General features: G+C 60.5%; 16 protein-coding genes. 13 read left to right on the forward strand and 3 right to left on the reverse strand.

Translation table 11 applies throughout. The features are described from left to right. Positions 1-75 precede the first annotated feature (75 nt). On the reverse strand, positions 76-1,266 hold the full coding sequence (locus ABJO75_RS17295) for an NnrS family protein (protein WP_348132143.1): 1,191 nt from the start codon (positions 1,264-1,266) through the stop codon (positions 76-78). Next, complete coding sequence (locus ABJO75_RS17300) at positions 1,263-3,302, reverse strand: 4Fe-4S binding protein (protein WP_348132146.1); 2,040 nt, start codon at positions 3,300-3,302, stop codon at positions 1,263-1,265. The genes ABJO75_RS17295 and ABJO75_RS17300 overlap by 4 nt, the downstream gene beginning before the upstream one ends. Before the next feature lie 112 nt (positions 3,303-3,414). Between ABJO75_RS17300 and ABJO75_RS17305 the strand changes: the two genes are divergently transcribed. The 10 genes from ABJO75_RS17305 (at position 3,415) to ABJO75_RS17350 (ending at position 12,418) form a co-directional block, all read left to right on the forward strand. After that, complete coding sequence (locus ABJO75_RS17305) at positions 3,415-5,172, forward strand: cytochrome D1 domain-containing protein (RefSeq protein WP_348132149.1); 1,758 nt, start codon at positions 3,415-3,417, stop codon at positions 5,170-5,172. A 73-nt stretch (positions 5,173-5,245) separates the two neighbouring features. After that, positions 5,246-6,013: a uroporphyrinogen-III C-methyltransferase gene (gene cobA, locus ABJO75_RS17310; RefSeq protein WP_348132151.1), complete on the forward strand. Its 768-nt coding sequence runs from the start codon at positions 5,246-5,248 to the stop codon at positions 6,011-6,013. Beyond that, positions 6,006-6,305, forward strand: coding sequence for a cytochrome c (locus ABJO75_RS17315; RefSeq protein ID WP_348132154.1), 300 nt, complete (start codon positions 6,006-6,008; stop codon positions 6,303-6,305). Before cobA ends, ABJO75_RS17315 begins: the two co-directional genes overlap by 8 nt. Beyond that, a complete protein-coding gene (locus ABJO75_RS17320) occupies positions 6,302-7,450 on the forward strand; it encodes a cytochrome D1 domain-containing protein (protein ID WP_348132156.1) in 1,149 nt (382 codons plus the stop codon). Before ABJO75_RS17315 ends, ABJO75_RS17320 begins: the two co-directional genes overlap by 4 nt. Further along, positions 7,450-8,442, forward strand: coding sequence for an Lrp/AsnC family transcriptional regulator (locus ABJO75_RS17325; RefSeq protein ID WP_348132159.1), 993 nt, complete (start codon positions 7,450-7,452; stop codon positions 8,440-8,442). Before ABJO75_RS17320 ends, ABJO75_RS17325 begins: the two co-directional genes overlap by 1 nt. Next, positions 8,439-8,888: an Lrp/AsnC family transcriptional regulator gene (locus ABJO75_RS17330; protein WP_348132162.1), complete on the forward strand. Its 450-nt coding sequence runs from the start codon at positions 8,439-8,441 to the stop codon at positions 8,886-8,888. Before ABJO75_RS17325 ends, ABJO75_RS17330 begins: the two co-directional genes overlap by 4 nt. Next, positions 8,885-9,379, forward strand: a complete 495-nt coding sequence (locus ABJO75_RS17335; RefSeq protein WP_348132165.1) for an Lrp/AsnC family transcriptional regulator — start codon at positions 8,885-8,887, stop codon at positions 9,377-9,379. Before ABJO75_RS17330 ends, ABJO75_RS17335 begins: the two co-directional genes overlap by 4 nt. Next, a complete protein-coding gene (nirJ, locus tag ABJO75_RS17340; protein WP_348132167.1) occupies positions 9,367-10,575 on the forward strand; it encodes a heme d1 biosynthesis radical SAM protein NirJ in 1,209 nt (402 codons plus the stop codon). Before ABJO75_RS17335 ends, nirJ begins: the two co-directional genes overlap by 13 nt. Beyond that, on the forward strand, positions 10,550-12,109 hold the full coding sequence (locus tag ABJO75_RS17345; protein ID WP_348132170.1) for a cytochrome D1 domain-containing protein: 1,560 nt from the start codon (positions 10,550-10,552) through the stop codon (positions 12,107-12,109). Before nirJ ends, ABJO75_RS17345 begins: the two co-directional genes overlap by 26 nt. 81 nt (positions 12,110-12,190) lie before the next feature. Continuing rightward, entirely contained in the window at positions 12,191-12,418 is a 228-nt protein-coding gene (locus ABJO75_RS17350) for a hypothetical protein (protein WP_348132173.1), read from the forward strand. A 32-nt stretch (positions 12,419-12,450) separates the two neighbouring features. Here the strand turns inward: ABJO75_RS17350 and ABJO75_RS17355 are convergent, their stop codons facing one another. Further along, on the reverse strand, positions 12,451-13,140 hold the full coding sequence (locus tag ABJO75_RS17355; RefSeq protein ID WP_348132176.1) for an OmpA family protein: 690 nt from the start codon (positions 13,138-13,140) through the stop codon (positions 12,451-12,453). Positions 13,141-13,292: 152 nt separating this feature from the next. Between ABJO75_RS17355 and ABJO75_RS17360 the strand changes: the two genes are divergently transcribed. The 3 genes from ABJO75_RS17360 to ABJO75_RS17370 are packed head-to-tail and all read left to right on the forward strand — an operon-like array spanning position 13,293 to position 18,284. Further along, a complete protein-coding gene (locus ABJO75_RS17360; RefSeq protein ID WP_348132179.1) occupies positions 13,293-14,711 on the forward strand; it encodes a TolC family protein in 1,419 nt (472 codons plus the stop codon). A 40-nt stretch (positions 14,712-14,751) separates the two neighbouring features. Next, positions 14,752-16,968, forward strand: a complete 2,217-nt coding sequence (locus ABJO75_RS17365; RefSeq protein WP_348132182.1) for a type I secretion system permease/ATPase — start codon at positions 14,752-14,754, stop codon at positions 16,966-16,968. After that, on the forward strand, positions 16,965-18,284 hold the full coding sequence (locus ABJO75_RS17370) for an HlyD family type I secretion periplasmic adaptor subunit (protein ID WP_348132185.1): 1,320 nt from the start codon (positions 16,965-16,967) through the stop codon (positions 18,282-18,284). The genes ABJO75_RS17365 and ABJO75_RS17370 overlap by 4 nt, the downstream gene beginning before the upstream one ends. The last annotated feature ends 5 nt before the right edge of the window (positions 18,285-18,289 follow it).

Consider the following 18,289-nt stretch of genomic DNA (forward strand, 5'->3'; position numbering starts at 1 on the left):
AGGATCGTTATGGCGGGCCGAGGGCAGCACAGCCTTAACGAAAGTCAAGGAACCGCGAGTTTCCGAATACGGGCTTCAGCCTTTGCGACGCGGTCCGGTCAGTGCAGGCCAGAGCGAAACGACAAAGAGCGTGAAGGCAAGGCACCAGAGAGAGACCGAGAGCAGGATCATCGGGAAATACCAATCACCTGCCCATTCCGAGGCCCCCCAACGTAAGGCGGCAGCGGCGGGGATCAGTGCATAGGCAAGGGCCACAGGTCCGGGCGCCGCGAGATCGCGACCGCTATGGCCGAGGATCGCGCGGCTCATCACGGCGAGGGTCATGCCGCCGACAGCGCCAATGCCGAGGATGTGCAATGCCGCCACTTCGCTGCCATGCCCCAAGACTGCAGCCCCCCATAAGATCAGGCCTAAGCCAAGCATCGCCAACCCTGCATGCAGTGAAATCAGGATTGGCTGCCGCATTGCCCAGATCGGTCGCCAGCGGGTCAACCGCAGAATCTGCACGCCACCAAGAGCAATTGCCAAGGGTGCGGCCCAGTCCGCAGATCCCGCCAGCACCGGGATCGGCAGAAGAATCGCCAGTGGGATGGCGGCCTTCTCGATCATCGGAAATCCTTGCGGCCAGGCCGCTTCGGGTTCATCCGCACGGCGCATGGCGTTGCGGGTAAAGGCGGGCGTGACCCGTCCGCCAAGCACCGAAATCAAGGCGCAGACCGTCAAGAGGCCACCATAGAGTCCAGCAAGCACCGTATCATCTGTCACGCCGGTCCATTCCAGATGGGTTAACAGGTTGGCGGCCCAGAACAGGGTAAGGAACACAAGGAACATCGCGTTCTGCGGTTTCGGGCGTTTCGTCAGTTGCCACGCCACCTGTGCGATGAGGACCGGGAGAAAAGACAGATCCGCAACCGCGACAAGCCATCCGGGCATGGCTGCGGACCACCACATCGCCAGACGCCCACAAAGCCAGAGCAATGCCACCGCGCCGATGAAGTAGGGCTTGGCCGAACTGCCACCGGTCCAGTTGGGCACCGCTGTTAGAAGAAAGCCGCCAATCGTTGCACCGGCAAAGCCAAAGATCATCTCGTGCCCATGCCAGAAATGCGGCGCCATCGCATAGGGCAGATCGATGATCAGCCCGCCGGCCATATGCACGCTGAGGTAAATGCCCCATGCGAGGCCGGAAAAAACGGCAAATAGCCCCGCAGCGAGGAAGAAGACGCGGAAACCATCGGTGATTACCCTGAGTACGGTGGTCTTCATGACGGGGCCTTTTGAGCGCGCGCGCGGCGTTTCAGGGTGGGGCAGGTGGTCGGGTCGTTGTAAATGACCTGGCATCTCAGACATAGGACACACTCGTTTGGGTTGATACGTCCGAGCGGATCAATGGCTCCGACGGTGCATTTGGGTTCGCACAACCGGCATTCACGCCCGCATTGTGGACGTCTGCGAAGCCAGTCGAAGATCTTGAGTTTTGCGGGAATCGCCAGCGCCGCGCCGAGGGGGCAGATATAGCGGCAGTAGAACCGTTCGATGAACAGGCCCGCAATGAGGATCACCAGAACGAAGGCGACAAATGGCCAAGCCCGGACCATACGAAGCGAAATGGCGGTTTTGAAGGGTTCGGCTTCGGCAAGGATCAGCGCGTCCTTCATCGAATAGAACGAAATCGCGAGAATGGCTATGAAGAGCGTGTATTTGATGACCCAAAGCCGCTGATGCAGGCCAAAAGGTACGGCGATCTGTTTCACGCCCAGTTTCTGCGCGGCCTGATTGGTTAGTTCCTGCAAAGCACCAAACGGGCACAGCCAGCCACAGAAAACACCGCGCCCCCAGAACAGCAGGCCCAATGCCACAAAGCTCCACAGCATAAAGATCAGGGGTTCGACCAAAAAGGTTTCCCAACGAAAACCGCTCAACAACGATTGCACAAACGCCACAACCTGAACCACCGACAGTTGCGCATTCACCCCCCAACCGAGCCAGACCAGAGTGACGGTCAAAAATCCCAGCCGCAGCCGTCGCCAGAGCAGAGGGCGGCGGGTGATGCTGTCCTGAAAGAGCAGAATACCGGTCAACACCGTCAGCATGACGCCGAGCGCGACAATGGCCGGGCGCTTTCGCTGCCACATTTCCTCCCACAATGGGATCTGGCGCGGCGGAGGGGGCAGCAGAAAGTGTTCGGGCAGGGCATAATCAACACCGATGGTCGCGGTCACCGGGCCTCTTGCCGCGTCGGGGGTGGCGGAAACCTCTATGCGAAATGGCGCGGCGGGGTCAAACCCGTTGCCGCCGATGCGAAAGATGCTGCGTTCCTTGAAGTCAGGCGCGCCTGAGATGGCAAGGTCGTCAATCCGAAGGTAACCCTGATCGGTTATAGGATAGCGGTTGGCGTTCTGGATCACCGACAGACGGTCAAAAACCCCTGAATTGCGCCATTCCAATCCACGATGGGAATAGAGCCCCCGCGAGGCAACAAACAGCGCCACACGGTCAGCGGGCAAATCGCCCATGACGCCGGAGTAGACCCTTTCGCCCAACAGGTTGCGACCAATCTCGGGCGGGTCGAGCAATGCGACGTTCAGGTCGAGAAAATAGGCCCCGCTGGGTGTGGGCGGATTTGCAGTTTCTGCAAAAATCTCGGCGGCCTCGGCCATTGTCATGGAGCCCGATTGCACGCCGCCGATGCGAACAAGCGAGTCCCAGTCGTGCGGTGCAAATGTCAGGCGGTCAATCCGGCCGACGCCTGCACCGCCATCGGCCAGCGCCAATGTCCGGCCCGTGCGAAAGATGGCGTCGCGGATCACCGCCGTGGACACGGTGGCGCGCGAGATGAAACGGGGGGCATCCGACTTGTCCGGTGCGCGGAGGTCGATGCCTTCAAAGCCTTGGACAAAACCTATGATGTCATCTTTGGTCAGGCCAAGGGTCAGGATCGGTTCGGATTGCTGCATCAAACGCGCGGCGGTGATCCGTGCCTCGGTATCCACCGCCACTAGCATATCGATCGGGCGGCCGGAATACCCCACCGAGCCTGCGATTTCCCAACTCGACCCGATGCGACCCAACAGGGTCCCATCCCGCGCGCTGATCTGCCATCCGGGAACCGGGGATTCGGTTCGGACAATGGTCACCGGCAAGGGTACATCGAACATTTCCGCAGCGAGCGGGGTATCGGGAACAGCAGGTGCGATGTCTGACTCAAATCCGATGCGGGTCTCGGCAATCGCTGGCAGGGCGCATAAAAACGCCAGAACGACCATCGCCGCGAGCCGGTGGGGATGAAACGCACTTTTCATGATCCAAGCGGTATCGCCGCCCGGTTGAATGGTCCTTAACGAAAGTCAAGGACCGCACTTCGGCGCGATGCAAGGCTGACCGTGGCCTCACCAGCTTCACGGAGACAACGTCATGCAAAGTATCAAAGCCATACGTAGCCGACTGCTGTTTACCAGCGCCGCGCTGGCGTTGGCCGTCGCGGGTCCGGTTGCGGCCCAGGACGACCCGGAACAGGTTCACGACACCAGCCCCGCCGGATCCTACGTGGGCGAATACGACACGCTGGGACAACTCAACATTGAGATACCGGGCCGCCGTCCGGAAGACCCGGTGATGAATCAGGAAGAATACGACGTCGCCAACCAGATTTATTTCCAGCGCTGCGCCGGCTGCCATGGCGTGTTGCGCAAGGGGGCGACCGGCAAGGCGCTGACCGTCGATCTCACGCGGGAACTCGGTTACGATCATCTGCACAGTTTTATCACCTATGGCTCGCCTGCGGGCATGCCAAACTGGGGCACCTCGGGCGATCTGAGCGAAGAGCAGGTCGATATCATGGCCCGCTACCTGCTGCTAGATCCGGCTGTGCCGCCGGAATGGGGCATGGACAAGATGCTTGAGAGTTGGCAGGTCGTTGTCGCGCCAGAAGACCGCCCGACCGAAAAGATGAACGACATCGACATCGACAACCTGATGTCAGTGACACTGCGCGACGCGGGCCAGATTGCCCTGATCGACGGCGGCACCTATGAAATCCATGCAGTGCTCGAAACCGGCTATGCTGTCCATATCAGCCGTATCTCGGCGTCTGGGCGTTACCTCTATGTGATTGGCCGGGACGCGCGGGTCAACATGATCGACCTCTGGATGGAGCACCCGGAAACGGTGGCGGAAATCAAGGTGGGTATGGAGGCGCGGTCTGTCGAGACCTCAAAGATGGAAGGCTACGAGGACAAATACGCCATCGCCGGTGCCTATTGGCCGCCGCAATATGTCATCATGGACGGCGACACGCTGGAACCGCTCAAGATCAAGTCGACACGCGGCTATATCTATGACGAACAGACCTATCACCCGGAGCCACGCGTGGCAGCGATCCTGGCCAGCCACTACCGGCCTGAATTCATCGTCAACGTCAAGGAAACCGGCAAGATCCTTCTGGTGGACTATACCGACCTGACCAACCTCAAGACCACCGAGATCGAGGCCGAACGCTTCCTTCATGATGGTGGGCTCGACAGCACGCGGCGCTATTTCATCACCGCTGCAAATGCGCGCAACAAGCTGGTGGTGATCGATACAAAAGAGGGTAAGCTGGTCGCCATCACTGACACCGAAGGTCTGACGCCCCATCCTGGCCGGGGTGCCAATTTCGTGCACCCTGATCATGGTCCGGTCTGGGCAACATCCCATCTGGGTGACGATTCCGTTGCACTTATCGGGACTGATCCCGAGGGGCACGCTGATCAGGCGTGGAAGATCGCCCAGACGTTCTATGCGCTTGGGGGCGGGTCGCTGTTCATCAAGACGCACCCGGAATCCGAAAATCTTTATGTTGACGCGACATTGAACCCGGACGCCGAGACCTCGGCCTCGGTTGCGGTGTTCAAGATCCCCGACATGAAGGCCGGCGAAGACCCAGAATACACCACGTTACCCATCGGCGAATGGGCGGGCATCGCAGAAGGCCAGCCACGCGTCGTGCAACCAGAGTTCAATCAGGCGGGCACCGAAGTCTGGTTCTCGGTCTGGAACGCGAAGGATCTGGAAAGCGCCATCGTGGTCGTCGATGACAAGACACTTGAACTGAAAAAGGTGATCAAAGACCCGCGCCTGATCACGCCGACCGGCAAGTTCAACGTCTACAACACACGGGCCGACGTCTACTGAGCCTGACGCGGTGGGCCGATCAGAACGGCCCACCGCCACCTTTTCCAGCTGATGCCAGACAGGAAGACATGCCATGACGAGCGCGGGAAAAGTGTATCTGATCGGGGCCGGACCGGGCGATCCAGAGCTGATGACCCTGCGCGGGCTGCGCCTGTTGTCTGAGGCCGATGTCGTGATTTATGACCGGCTGGTATCTACGGACATCATGGCGCTTTGTCCCGAGGGGGCAGAGCGCATCGCGGTGGGAAAATCGCCCGAGTGCCATCCCGTACCCCAAGAGCAAATCAATGACCTTCTTCTGAAACGCGCAGGGCAGGGGCACATCGTCGCCCGCCTCAAGGGGGGTGATCCGCTGATCTTTGGACGTGGCTCGGAAGAGGCGGCACATCTAGAGACGCATGGGGTCGAGGTGGTTATCGTTCCCGGCATTACCGCCGCACAAGGAGCGGCCAGCTCGACGGGTGTGCCGCTTACCCATCGCGGGCTGGCGGGGGCGGTGCAATATGTCACGGGTCATCGGCAGGCCGGGCAAGTTCTGGATCTTGATTGGAAGCGGTTGGCCGATCCGGATTCGACGCTGGTGATCTATATGGGCGTTGCCAATATCGGGCAGATCGCCATGGGCCTGATGACCGAGGGACTTGATCCCGCGACGCCGGTTCTGGCCGTCGCCGAGGCCACCACGCCACGCGAACGCCGGCTCCTTTCCCGTCTCGACATGTTGGGTCGCGACGTGCGGGTGGCAAAGCTCGAAGCGCCGGTGCTCTTCATGATTGGTCGCGTCGTCACGCTGTATTCCGACCGCGCATTGCCCCAAGCGATGGCGGCTGCACATGCGTAGTCTGTTGGTCTTGTTCCTTTTTTGCACACCGGTCCGGGCGGGAGAGGTGAACAGTGATGCACTCAAACGTCTGGTGCATCAGGATTGTGGTTCCTGTCACGGGCTGACGCTGAAAGGCGGGCTTGGCCCTGATCTCAGGATGGAAACACTCGCGCATTATGACCGCGAAGGTCTCGCCTCGGTGATCCTGAACGGGGTGCCGGGAACGCCGATGCCGCCATGGGAACCGCTGATGTCTGATGACGAAGCGCTCTGGATTGCCCAATACCTTTTGACAGGAGAGAGCGAATGAAGCTTTTGCACCTGATCCTCGCGGTCCTTGTGTTCGCGGGACCGCCTGCTGTCTCTGAAACCATAGCCACCGGTGATCTGGGGCTGGTGATCGAACGCGCGAGCGGCTCGGTGTTGCTGGTCGATCAGTCCGATCGCGCGGCACTGGCGCGGATCGAAGGGCTTGGCGATCTCTCCCATGCCTCGCTGGTTTATTCGCCGGATCAACGGTTCGCGTTCGTCTTTGGGCGGGACGGCGGGTTGACCAAGGTGGATCTGGTCGAACGACGCATCGCCGGTCGCGTCATACAGGCAGGTAATTCCATAGGCGGCGCGATTTCCGATGATGGCGCATTGGTGGCTGTTTCCAATTATGAACCGGGTGGCGTGCGCGTTTTTGATGTTGATACGCTTGAGATAGTGGCGGATATTCCCACCGGGTCGAAGACCATCGGGCTGGTGGATGCGCCGGGACGTCGCTTTGTCTTCAGCCTGTGGGATGCGGACGAGACCTGGATCGCGGACCTGTCGGGCGAGACACCGCAGATCACCAAGATCGCCGGGATCGGAGAAAACCCATATGACGCGCTGATTACCGCAAATGGGCGGTTTTACATCGCTGGTCTCTTTGGTGAAGACGGTTTGACCGCGCTCGACCTCTGGTCCGAGACGCCGGAACCCACGCATGTGCTTGCCGGGTATGGTCGCGGGGAAGAACCGCTTCCCGTATACAAGATGCCCCATCTCGAAGGCTGGGCCCTGACTGGAATAGAATTCGTGCTGCCTGCGGTCGGGCGGCACGAGGTGCTTTGGGTCGATGCCCGCGATTTCAAAGAAACCGGCAGGACGGCCACCTATGGTCAGCCGGTCTTTGCCATGGCGCGTCCGGATGGCCGTCAGGTCTGGGTCAATTTTGCGCATCCGTTGAACGACACGATCCAGGTGATCGACACGGTGACCAAGGAGGTGGTGCATATGTTCAAACCCGGCCCTGCAGTCCTGCACATGGAGTTCACTCCGCGCGGGCACGAGGTCTGGGTTTCCGTGCCGGATGCCGGCAAGATCATGATTTACGACACGCAGACCTTTGAGAAACGCGGAGAGATCGACGCCGAAAGCCCATCAGGGATCTTTTTCACAGCTCGCGCACACCGGATGGGCCTGTGATGCAGAATGTCGCCGATCCTGTCGATGTCGCCTTGCTGAATGACTGGCAGCGGGATTTTCCGATTGTACCTGCACCATTTGCAGTGCTGGCCGTGCGGCTGAACATCTCTGAAGACGAAGTGCTGCAACGGCTGGATCGCATGCGGTCGGCCGGGCGGATCACCCGTGTCGGTGCGACCTGTGCGCCCAATACGGTATCGGCCAGCACCTTGGCGGCCCTGCAGGCCGGGCCGGAGGAGTTGGAACAGGTCGCGGGGATCGTCGGTGATGAGCCGGGCGTCAATCATTCCTACCTGCGCGAGGATGCATGGAACATCTGGTTCGTGGCCACAGGGCCGGATCGCAGCCACGTGAACCACACGCTGGCCCGAATTTCGGAACGCACGAACCGACAGGTGCTGGACCTGCGGCTTGTGCGCCCGTTCAACGTCGATCTTGGCTTTCGCATGAATGGCAAGGCCGGTGCCGTACCCGAACCGCGACCGGCTGACCCATCGGCAATCTGCGACGGTGATCGTGACATCCTGCAATGCCTGACCCGTGGCCTGCCACTTAAATCGCGCCCTTGGGCAGCGATGGCTCGCCATCTGGATCGCAGCGAGGACGAAGTGCTCGCGCGTGTCGCTGCCCTGCATGACGCTGGGGTCATCGCACGCCTTGGCGTGATCGTGCGTCACCGCGCGTTGGGCTGGACATCGAACGCGATGTGCGTCTGGGACGTGATCCATGAGGTCGCCGGTGAGGTCGGTCCGGTGCTGGCTCGCGTTCCCGGTGTCACGCTGTGTTATGAACGGCGGTCGGTCGAGGGTGTCTGGCCATATCGTCTTTACAACATGATTCACGCGCGCAGTCGGCCCGAGGCGATGACCACGCTGGACCAAGTGCGCACTTTGAAAGGCCTGAAGGAAGCGCGCCACAAGGTGCTGTTTTCGACCCGCTGTTTCAAACAGACTGGAGCATTGATCAACGTGAACAAAGGAAAGGCCGCATGATGCTGGATGCCACAGACCGCACCCTGATCAACCGTTTGCAAGAGGGTCTGCCCCTGACATCCGCTCCTTTTGACGGCCTCGCTGCAGAGCTTGGGATCACTGTTGACGATCTTCTGGCACGGCTGGAGCGGATGAAAGACATCGGCGCGATTACCCGGTTTGGACCGTTCTTTGATGCGGCAGCGATGGGAGGCGCGTTTTGCCTCTGCGCCATGGCAGTTCCCGAGGCAGAGTTCGAAGAGGTGACGGAACAGGTCAACGCCTTTGCGCAAGTCGCCCATAACTACCAGCGAGAGCATCGGCTGAACATGTGGTTCGTGCTGGCAACCGAAACGCCGGAGGGTATTGCCGAGGCCGCGGACACCATCGAGCAGGCAACTGGGATCACGGTGTTGCGGTTTCCGAAGTTACAAGAATTTTTCATCGGTTTCAGGGTGGCAGCATGAGTGTGACCGACCGTGATATCGTGAGTGCGCTGCAAGGTGGTTTGCCTCTGGTGGCTGCGCCCTATGCTGTCGTCGCCGCTTCGCTTGGCTTGGCCGAGCAGGACCTGTTGACGCGGCTTGAGGCAATGCAGGCAAGTGGCGTAATCCGCCGTATTGCCGTGGCACCCAACCATTTCAAACTCGGCATGACAGCCAACGGTATGACGGTTTGGGATGTCGAAGATGCGCGTGTGGCCGACCTTGGGGCGCTGGTCGGTGCTTTGCCATTTGTGACCCATTCCTATGAACGTCCCAGGGCTTTGCCTGACTGGCCCTATAACCTCTTTGCCATGGTGCACGGAACCACGCGTGACGAGGTCGAGGAGAAGCGACAGCAGATCGCGGCGATACTCGGCGCGGCGTCGCGCGCAAACGACATTCTCTATTCCGCGCGGATACTGAAAAAGACGGGGCTGCGGCTCCGCAGGAAAGGACCGTCATGTTCCGATTGAGCGAATACATGCGCCAGTTGGTGCACCCGACACCGGCGCGCCACCGCAAAGGTCCGGTCAAGCCGGTGGTGATCTGGAACCTGACCCGGCGTTGCAATCTGAAATGCCGCCATTGCTATACGGTGTCTGCGGACGTGGATTTCCCCGGAGAGCTATCGACCGAAAAGGTCTTTGAGGTGCTGGATGACATCGGCGAGATGCGCGTTCCCGGCCTGATCCTGTCGGGCGGCGAACCACTATCGCGCAAGGATTTCTTTGAGATCGCGGAACATGCGCGGGGCAAATCCCGGATGCTGGCGCTGTCAACCAATGGCACCAGGATCTTTGGCAAGGCGGCGGACCGGGTGGCCGAGATCGGCTTTCACTATGTCGGTATCTCGATTGACGGGATTGGTGCGACGAACGATTGGTTCCGGGGTGTCGACGGTGCCTTTGCCGAAGCGTTGCGCGGCGTTCGCGAGTGCAAGGCGCGGGGTATCAAGGTGGGTCTGCGGTTTACTCTGACAGCAGGCAATCACCAGAGCCTGCCGGACATTCTTCAGCTTTGCCAAGACGAAGGAGTTGATAAATTCTATCTGTCGCATCTGGTCTATGCCGGGCGCGGCGACAAGAACCGGGGCGAGGATGCCGAACATGACCGCAGCCGTCATGCGTTGGACCTGCTGATTGATCGGGCCTGGGCGGCCGAAAACAACGGTGCGCAACTGGAGATCGTGACCGGTAACAACGATGCGGATGCGGGATATTTTCTGCAATGGGTGGCGCGGAATTTTGATGCGGATCGTGTGGCCCACATGCGCGAACATCTGGCCGCCTGGGGCGGAAACTCCTCGGGGTTGGGCGTGGCGAACATCGATTTCCTCGGTAACGTCCACCCCGATACCTATTGGTCCGACTATACTGTGGGCAACGTCAAGACCGCGCCGTTCTCCGAGATCTGGGGCGGCGATGATCCGATGCTGGCGACTCTGCGCATGCGCCCCCGACCTCTCAAGGGGCGTTGCGGTGTTTGTCAGTTGCAGGATGTCTGCGGTGGCAACACGCGGATCCGTGCTCTGCAACTCACGGGTGATCCATGGGCCGAGGACCCGGCGTGCTACCTGAGCGGCGAAGAGATCGGCGTAGCAGACGCTGACCGCCTGAGAACCACCCCTTTCAAAGGCAAACGGAATGACCCGGCGCATAACTTCTTTTGACATTGCGGCCCTAATCGTGCTGCTGCTGACCGGGGCTGCAACTGCCGATCCGCAAAAGGATTTTGCGGCCCATTGTGCGGATTGCCACGGCGAAAACCGGCTGGGTGGACTTGGCCCCGCCTTGATCCCTGAAACGCTTGGACGGATGCGCGGGCCTGTGTTGGACGAGGTGATCGCGCAGGGTCGGCCCGCCACGCAGATGCCTGCCTTTGGCGATGATCTGGGGGTCGACCGGATTGCCGCGCTGGCCGCCTATCTCAAGACGCCGCTGGACAAGGTGCCAGCATGGCAGATCGAGGATATCGCCGCGAGCCGCGAGATGAACGATGGCTATCACGCCGCGAGCATCCCGATCTGGCAGTCCGATCCCATGAACATCACGCTGGTGGTGGAAAAGGGCGATCACCATGTTTCGGTTCTGGATGGTGATACGTTTGACGTGCTCGACCGCTTTCCGACACCGTTTGCGGTGCACGGCGGGCCAAAGTTCACCCCGGATGGGCGGTATGTCTTTATCATGTCGCGCGACGGGTGGGTGCAGAAATACGATATCTGGTCGCTGCAAGAAGTCGGCCGCGTTCGCGCCGGTTTGAACAGTCGCAACATCGCGATCAGCGCCGATGGCAAATGGCTGGCGGTGGCGAATTACCTTCCGATGACGCTGGCGATCCTGTCGACCGACGACCTGGTGCCCGAGAAGGTCGTCTCGATTGTCGCCAAGGATGGCAGCGAAAGCCGCGTTTCTGCGGTGTATCAGGCGCCGCAACGCAACAGCCTTATTCTGGCGCTCAAGGATGCCGCCGAGATCTGGGAGATATCGACCGATCCGAATGCGCCGCCGATTTACGAAGGCTTTGTGCACAGCTATGAGAAAGGCATGATCGAGGCGCTTGCCTCGTCCGAGGGGCTTTTTGCCCGGCGCCGGATCGAGATTTCAGAGCCGCTGGACGATTTCTTCTTTTCGGACGACTACCGTAACCTGATCGGCGCGGCGCGTGATGGCAGCCGCGCTGTGGTCGTCAACCTGATTGTTGGCCGCGAGATCGCGGAACTGCCGCTTAATGGAATGCCGCATCTGGGCTCTGGCATCAGCTGGGACAGGGGAGAGCGCCGTGTGATGGCCACGCCGCATTTAAAGGAAGGCAAGCTGTCTGTGATCGACACCAGTAGCTGGGAGCTCATAACGACCATCGAAACCCAGGGACCGGGCTTTTTTCTGCGCAGTCATGAAAACACGCCCTATTTCTGGGCCGATGTCTTTTTCGGCCCCAATCGCGACGTCATGCATGTGATCGACAAGCAGTCGCTGGAGATCGTGAAGACCCTGCGCCCCGTGCCGGGTGCCACGGTGGCGCATGTAGAGTTCACGCGCGATGGTCGCCATGCGCTGATATCGGTCTGGGAGGAAGACGGGGCGGTGATCGTCTATGACGCGGCGACGCTGGAAGAGGTCACGCGATTGCCGATGAAAAGACCCTCGGGGAAATACAATGTCTGGAACAAGATCAGCTTTTCCGAAGGCACCAGCCATTAGGATGTCGATTGTCTTCCCCTATGGCGGGCACTTCGAGCTGGCTAAGCGTCGCGGTGATCGTGTTCGGTTGAGGGGGCTGGTATGAGCACTCACGGCAAATGGTCAATCGGGAAACTGGCGCTCTTGCTCTATCCGTTTGCGATGCCTGCGGTTGCCATCAACCTCTTCATGCTGGGGCTGATGGGGCAGGCCATCGGGTTGTCGGCGTTGTCACCGGAATTGGCCCTTGTCGTTGCGGTCCCCTTGGGGGTCCCTGCCGCCATCGCGGCAGGGTGGTGGTTGCGCGGCTTGATGGACAAGGCTGACTAGCGGCACCGGCGAATTCCATTGCGCGTCTGGATTCAAGCCGGCGGGATTTTCCCAAGGGCAACGTCCAGACGAGCCGCGTTACAGAAACAACGCTGGGAATATTCCAGTTTGCGAAAAGCTCCCATGTCATAGGCGACTGCGATCTCGCAGGTTTCACGGGCAGCGCCCGCGACCTGAAACGCCGCGGTGTTCAACCCGTCGGACTGAAACTGTTGAAAGGATGTTGCGGCGGTGGTCAGGCGGGCCTTGAGATCCCCCTGCAATTCGCTTCCGATTGACCGCTGTGTCAGCGGAACGGCCCGGTAATCCTGGCACGCCGCCATCATCTGTTCCAAGGTCACATTCACCCTTCGGTTGCGCCGCTCGGGTGTGGCGACGCTGACGAGCAAATCATTCTCGCCCCGACTTTCGACGAGGCCCACACGATCGACCGGTACCCCATGGGCGGTGAGCGCATTTGCCACCGCATTGGCGCGACGCTGGCCAAGTCCGAGGTTATAGCCCGCGCTACCAACCGCATCAGTGTATCCCACCACGACTGTTGGCTTATAGCTGTCTATGGATTTCAGTTTATTCGCAATTTCCTCGATCTTCGCCATTGCCGTCGCGTCAAGCTCGGCGGAATCAAAGTCAAAATTGACAGTGCCGATTTCTTGCGCCTGCGCAGTGGCAAAGAAAGGCACAAAACAGGCAAGGGCGAGTGCGTGGATCAGATGTTTCATGTTCATACTCTCGAATCTAAGCCCCATTTCGTTGCTACTGTGTTGTCTGCAAGCAAGCATTTCCGCAAAAAAGCTAACTCTTGTTTGACCCTTTTGCGAGAGTCGCACTAAACGTTAAGATGATTGCGTCTTCGAGCACAACAGGGAACACTATGAAACTTCACCACGCATTCGCCGGTCTGGGTCTGTTCGCGGGCATTTGTCTGTCTCCGGTGCCTATTTTGGCACTGACACTGGAAGACGCCGTTCGCAGCGTTCTGGAAACCAACCCCGAGATCGAGGCCGCAGAAGCCAACAAGCAGGCGGTTGAATTCGAGCTGGATCAGGCGCAGTCGTTCCGTATGCCAAAGTTCGAACTTGAGGCATGGGCCGGGTCGAGCTTTGACGATGGGACACGGTCAACGGATGCGTCCGCAGCCAGTGATCCGATCGAAGGATATCGCGTGACGGGGCGCGTCTCGCAGGTTCTGTATGACGGATTTCGTATCCGCTCCGAAATTGAACGCCAGGCCTACCGCGTCGATGCGGCGGCGCTGCGGGTTCTTGAGCGATCCGAGTTCCTGTCGCTCGAGGCGATCCGCCTCTATGCGGATGTCTTGCGGTCACAATCAATGCTGAATCTCGCGCGGGAAAATCTGGGGTATCACCGTGATGTGTACGCCCGGCTCGACAACGCGTTTGGTAGCGGTGCAATCCCGGTTGGTGACGTGCAGCAAGCCAGCGAGAGGGTGCTGTTTGCCGAAGACACGATGATCAATTTCGAACTTAATGCCCAAAGCATCGAAAACGAATTCCTGCAAATCGTCAGCATTGAACCCAAATCGCTCGGCACGGTGCCCAGCATCTCGTCGCAAGTGCACGGGTCGGTTGAACAGGCGCTGGCCATCGCGCGCCGGCAGAACCCGACCATTCGGTTTTCGCAGGCCGATGTGGGATCGGCTGAGGCGCGTTGGCGTGTGGCCGAGGCAAACCGTGGTCCGACCGTGCATCTGGAGGCCGAAGTTACGGCGGGCGAAGATGTTGGCGGGTTCGAAGGTCGTGTGTCGGATGCCGAGGTCGGCGTCGTGCTGCGCTATGAACTGCAGGGTGATCGCAAGCGCGCCCAACGGCAGGAACAGATCCGGCGCATCAGCGAAAGCCGCGCAACATTGCTGCATCAGACGCGTCTTGTCGAACGCGAAGTGCGTGATACCTGGGCCGACTGGAAGGCTGCGCAGCGCCGTGTAGTGACGCTGTCCCGGCAAGCGGACCTGTCAAAGGAATTGCGCGCGACGTATGAAGAGGAATACACCGTCGGCTCACGGTCGCTGCTTGATATCCTGAACACGCAGAATTCGTTGTTTCAGGCGCAGGTCAATCTCGTAAACGCGAGGTCGCTTGAGATCTATATCCGGTATCGCCTGCTTGCCGCGACCGGTACCTTGCTGAATACGATGGGTATTCAGGCTCCCGAGGACGCGACGAATTATGCCAGCCAGTTCCAGAACGCTCCGGATGTCGGCGCGGGAGCACAGCCCAGACGGTTTGATGCGCGCTCTTTCACCGACTGGCGTCGTTCTGTAGACAAGTAGGCATATTCGGGTGCGTCATCGCCCCCAGCAGGAGACTGACGTGAGCGAGGGAAGCGCCGCTGAACCAGTGAAGCGCAAGATTGAACTGAAACGGACCGGGTCCAAGGCGGTCAAGGCCGACTGGGATTTTGAGGCCGGACAGACCGATCCGCTCGTGCTGTCCATGGTGGCGGCGATGCGCGAGTTGGGCCGCGATATTGCGCCGCTTTCGCTGGTCGCGGGAATCGCGCTGGCAAACGATGGTCGCCTCACGCCGCAGCTTGCCTTGCAAGCCGCCGAGTTGCAGGGGTTTCGCGCCAAACTGACCTCTCGTCGCGGATTGCGTCATGTCCCTGCCGAGGTATTGCCGGCTGTCCTGTTTCTGGATGGGCGTGAAGCCTGTGTCCTGCTCCAGATTTCCGAGGACACCGCCCAAGTCATTTGGCCATCTCGCTCAGACGATCCGATCACGCTGCCCCGCGCCGAGTTGGAAGAGGCGTTTCAGGGCCATGTTCTGCTCTTGCGCCCGGAAGAGGCGCAGGTGGTTTCGGAAGACGCCGCCCCGAGCAGCGGACGTCACTGGTACTGGAGCGTCGCGGCCCGGTTCTGGCCGGAATATTCCCAAGTTATCGTGGCGTCGGCGGTTGTGAACCTTTTGGCGCTCGCGACGCCGATCTTTACGATGACGGTTTATGATCGGGTGTTTCCCAACGCGGCGGTGGTGACGTTGTGGTCGCTGGTTGCCGGTGTGGTGATCGCATTGGTGTTTGACAATATCCTGAAATGGGTCCGCTCTGCCGTGGTGGACCGGGTCGGGCGACAGGTCGATCACGCGGTATCGTCCACGATCTTCAGGCATGTAGCGAACCTGAAGCTGGACAGCCAGACCATGTCCAGCGGTGTGCTCATGAACACGCTCAAGGATTACGAGCAGGTGCGCGATTTCTTTTCCTCGCAAACGCTCGCGACCCTGACCGACCTGTGTTTCGCGGTGCTGTTCATTGCGGTGATCTACTACCTCGGTGGCCCGCTTGCCTTGCCGCCTGCGTTGGCGTTGGGAGTCGTGGGTGTGATGGGGGTTCTCATCCTGTGGCCGTTGCGCACCGCATCAAATGCCTCGCGTCAGGCGCAAGGCAGCAAGAACGCCGTTGCGGTCGAGGCGGTGACGGAACTGGAAACGCTCAAGGCGGTATCCGGGCAGGGGCGGATGCAGGCTCGCTGGGAAAGCCAGGTGGCAGAGAGCGCGCGTGCGCAAGAACGCAGCAAGGGCTTGGCGACCTACGCGACCACCGTAACTGGATTGATGCAGCAGTTATCGTCGGTGGGGATCGTGGTGATAGGTGTCTACCTTGCGTTGGACGGGCGGATCACCATGGGTGCGGTCATCGCCGCGATGATCCTGTCAGGCCGTGCATTGGCCCCGACAGCCATGCTGGCCAATCTGTTCGTGCGGGCAAGTTTTGCGATCTCGACGATGCGGAGCCTGAACCAGATCATGGCGATGCCTTCGGATGCCGCCGGACAAGGCAGTGGCATCAATGCGCCGCTGGATCAGGGGCGGTTCGAGCTGACTGACGTCGCGCTCAGCTATCCGCAGGCACAGGTTCCGGCGTTGCGTGAGGTCTCGACCACGATTGCGGCGGGGGAACGGATCGGGTTGATCGGGCCGGTTGGGGCCGGCAAGACCAGCCTCGTACGGGTGCTGGCGGGGCTCTATCCTCCGAGCGAAGGCCGCGTTCTTCTGGACGGGCTGAACCTCAACCAGCTTGACGCCGCACGTGTCCGGGGGGCCGTGCAACTGGTGCCGCAAGAGGCGGTTCTGTTCTCCGGCACATTGGCCGAAAACATCGCCTTTGGGACGCCGCATGCGCGGGGAGAAGATGTCTTGCGCACGGCCCGCATTGCCGGTGTCGACCGGATTGCCGCACGCCATCCTGCCGGGTTCGCCATGCCCATAACCGAGCGGGGGCGCAACCTGTCCGGTGGTCAGCGGCAGATGGTGGCGCTTGCGCGTGCCCTGCTGCCGCGTCCGCGTGTTCTGATCCTTGATGAACCGACAAGTGCCATGGACACACAAAGCGAGGCAGAATTCATCCGTCGCCTTGGGGCCGCCCTGCAAGAGCGCCCGATGACGCTGATCGTATCGACGCACCGCATGGGATTGCTGGAACTGGTTGACCGTCTGATCCTTCTGGATGGCGGAAAAGTACTGCGTGATGGGGACAAACCAGCGGTTCTTGCGTCCTTGCGTACAGCAGCAGAGGGAGTCGGCAAATGAGCGCCGACAATTGGGACCTGCGGGATTTCACGGCCGGAGGGGGAAATGCCCGGATCGGGCGCAGTTCCCGGTTGGTGACGCTCATGCTTGTGGTGTTGGTGGCGCTGGTCGCCAGCGGGTTGGTCTGGGCCAACTGGGCGCGGATCGAGCAGGTCACGCGCGGAGATGGTCGCGTGGTGCCGTCGGGTCGCGCCCGAACGGTCGAGAGCCTTGAGGGCGGGATCGTGCGCGGAATCGAGGTGCGCGAGGGCGACACGGTGGGCGCAGGTCAGGTGCTGGTGCGCATCAGCGACATAGGGTCTGCCGCCAACCTGGGCGAGTTGCGCGCGCAGCAACAGGCATTCGAAGCGCGAAACCTGCGTCTTGAGGCCGAGGCGCGGGGCGAAGAGTCGCTTGATTTCGCGGGAATTGACGGGGGCAACGCGTCACCCCAGGCGCTGCGCGAGGTGGCATTGTTTCAATCCCGGCTGGCGTCCTATCGGGCACAGCGCAACGTGCTGCAGGCACAACTGTCTCAGCGTCGCGAAGAGATTGCCGAATTGCAGGCCGCAGTTCCTCAGGTCCAGGAAACGCTCGCCTTACTCGAAGAAGAAATTGATCTGCGTGCCACGAGCGGTGTGGTTTCGCGGGCGCAAATCCTGCCGTTGGAGCGTGAGCGGGCCATAAAACGACAGGAACAGGGTGCTTTGGTCAGCAAGCTGGCACAGGCCCGCTCTGCCGAAGCCGAGGCCGAGGCGCGGCTGATCGAACTGGAACTGAACCGCCGCGCCGAGATCAGCGCCGAGCGGTCCGATACTTTGAACCAGAAGGCGATCATCGACGAATCCATCAAGCGGGCCAGTGATATCGTTGCACGGGCCAGCCTGCGTGCGCCGGTCGATGGGATCGTTTCGGTCCTGAATGTGAACACCATCGGGTCGGTGATCCAACCGGGCGAAGAGGTGCTGCGCATCGTACCCGACGACGACCAGCTACAGGTCGAGGCCCGGATCGCGCCCAAAGACATCGCCTTTGTCCGCCCGGACCTACCTGCCAAGGTCAAGATCACGGCCTTTGATTTCACCATCTACGGTTCACTTCCGGGCAATGTTCTGCGCGTTGGCGCGGATGCCGAGCAGGACGAGGCGACGGGCGAGGTGTACTTTCCAGTGATCGTGGAAACCCAGAGCGACACGTTGGAACACGAAGGGCGCAGTTTCCACATCCGCCCCGGCATGGTCGTGTCCATCGACATCATGACCGGCGAACAGACGGTGCTGGACTATCTGCTGAAACCGTTCCGCAAGGCCCGTCTTGAGGCCCTGCGCGAACGGTAAGCGCG

It is taken from the genome of Sedimentitalea sp., from assembly GCF_039973035.1.
Taxonomy (GTDB): Bacteria; Pseudomonadota; Alphaproteobacteria; order Rhodobacterales; family Rhodobacteraceae; genus Sedimentitalea.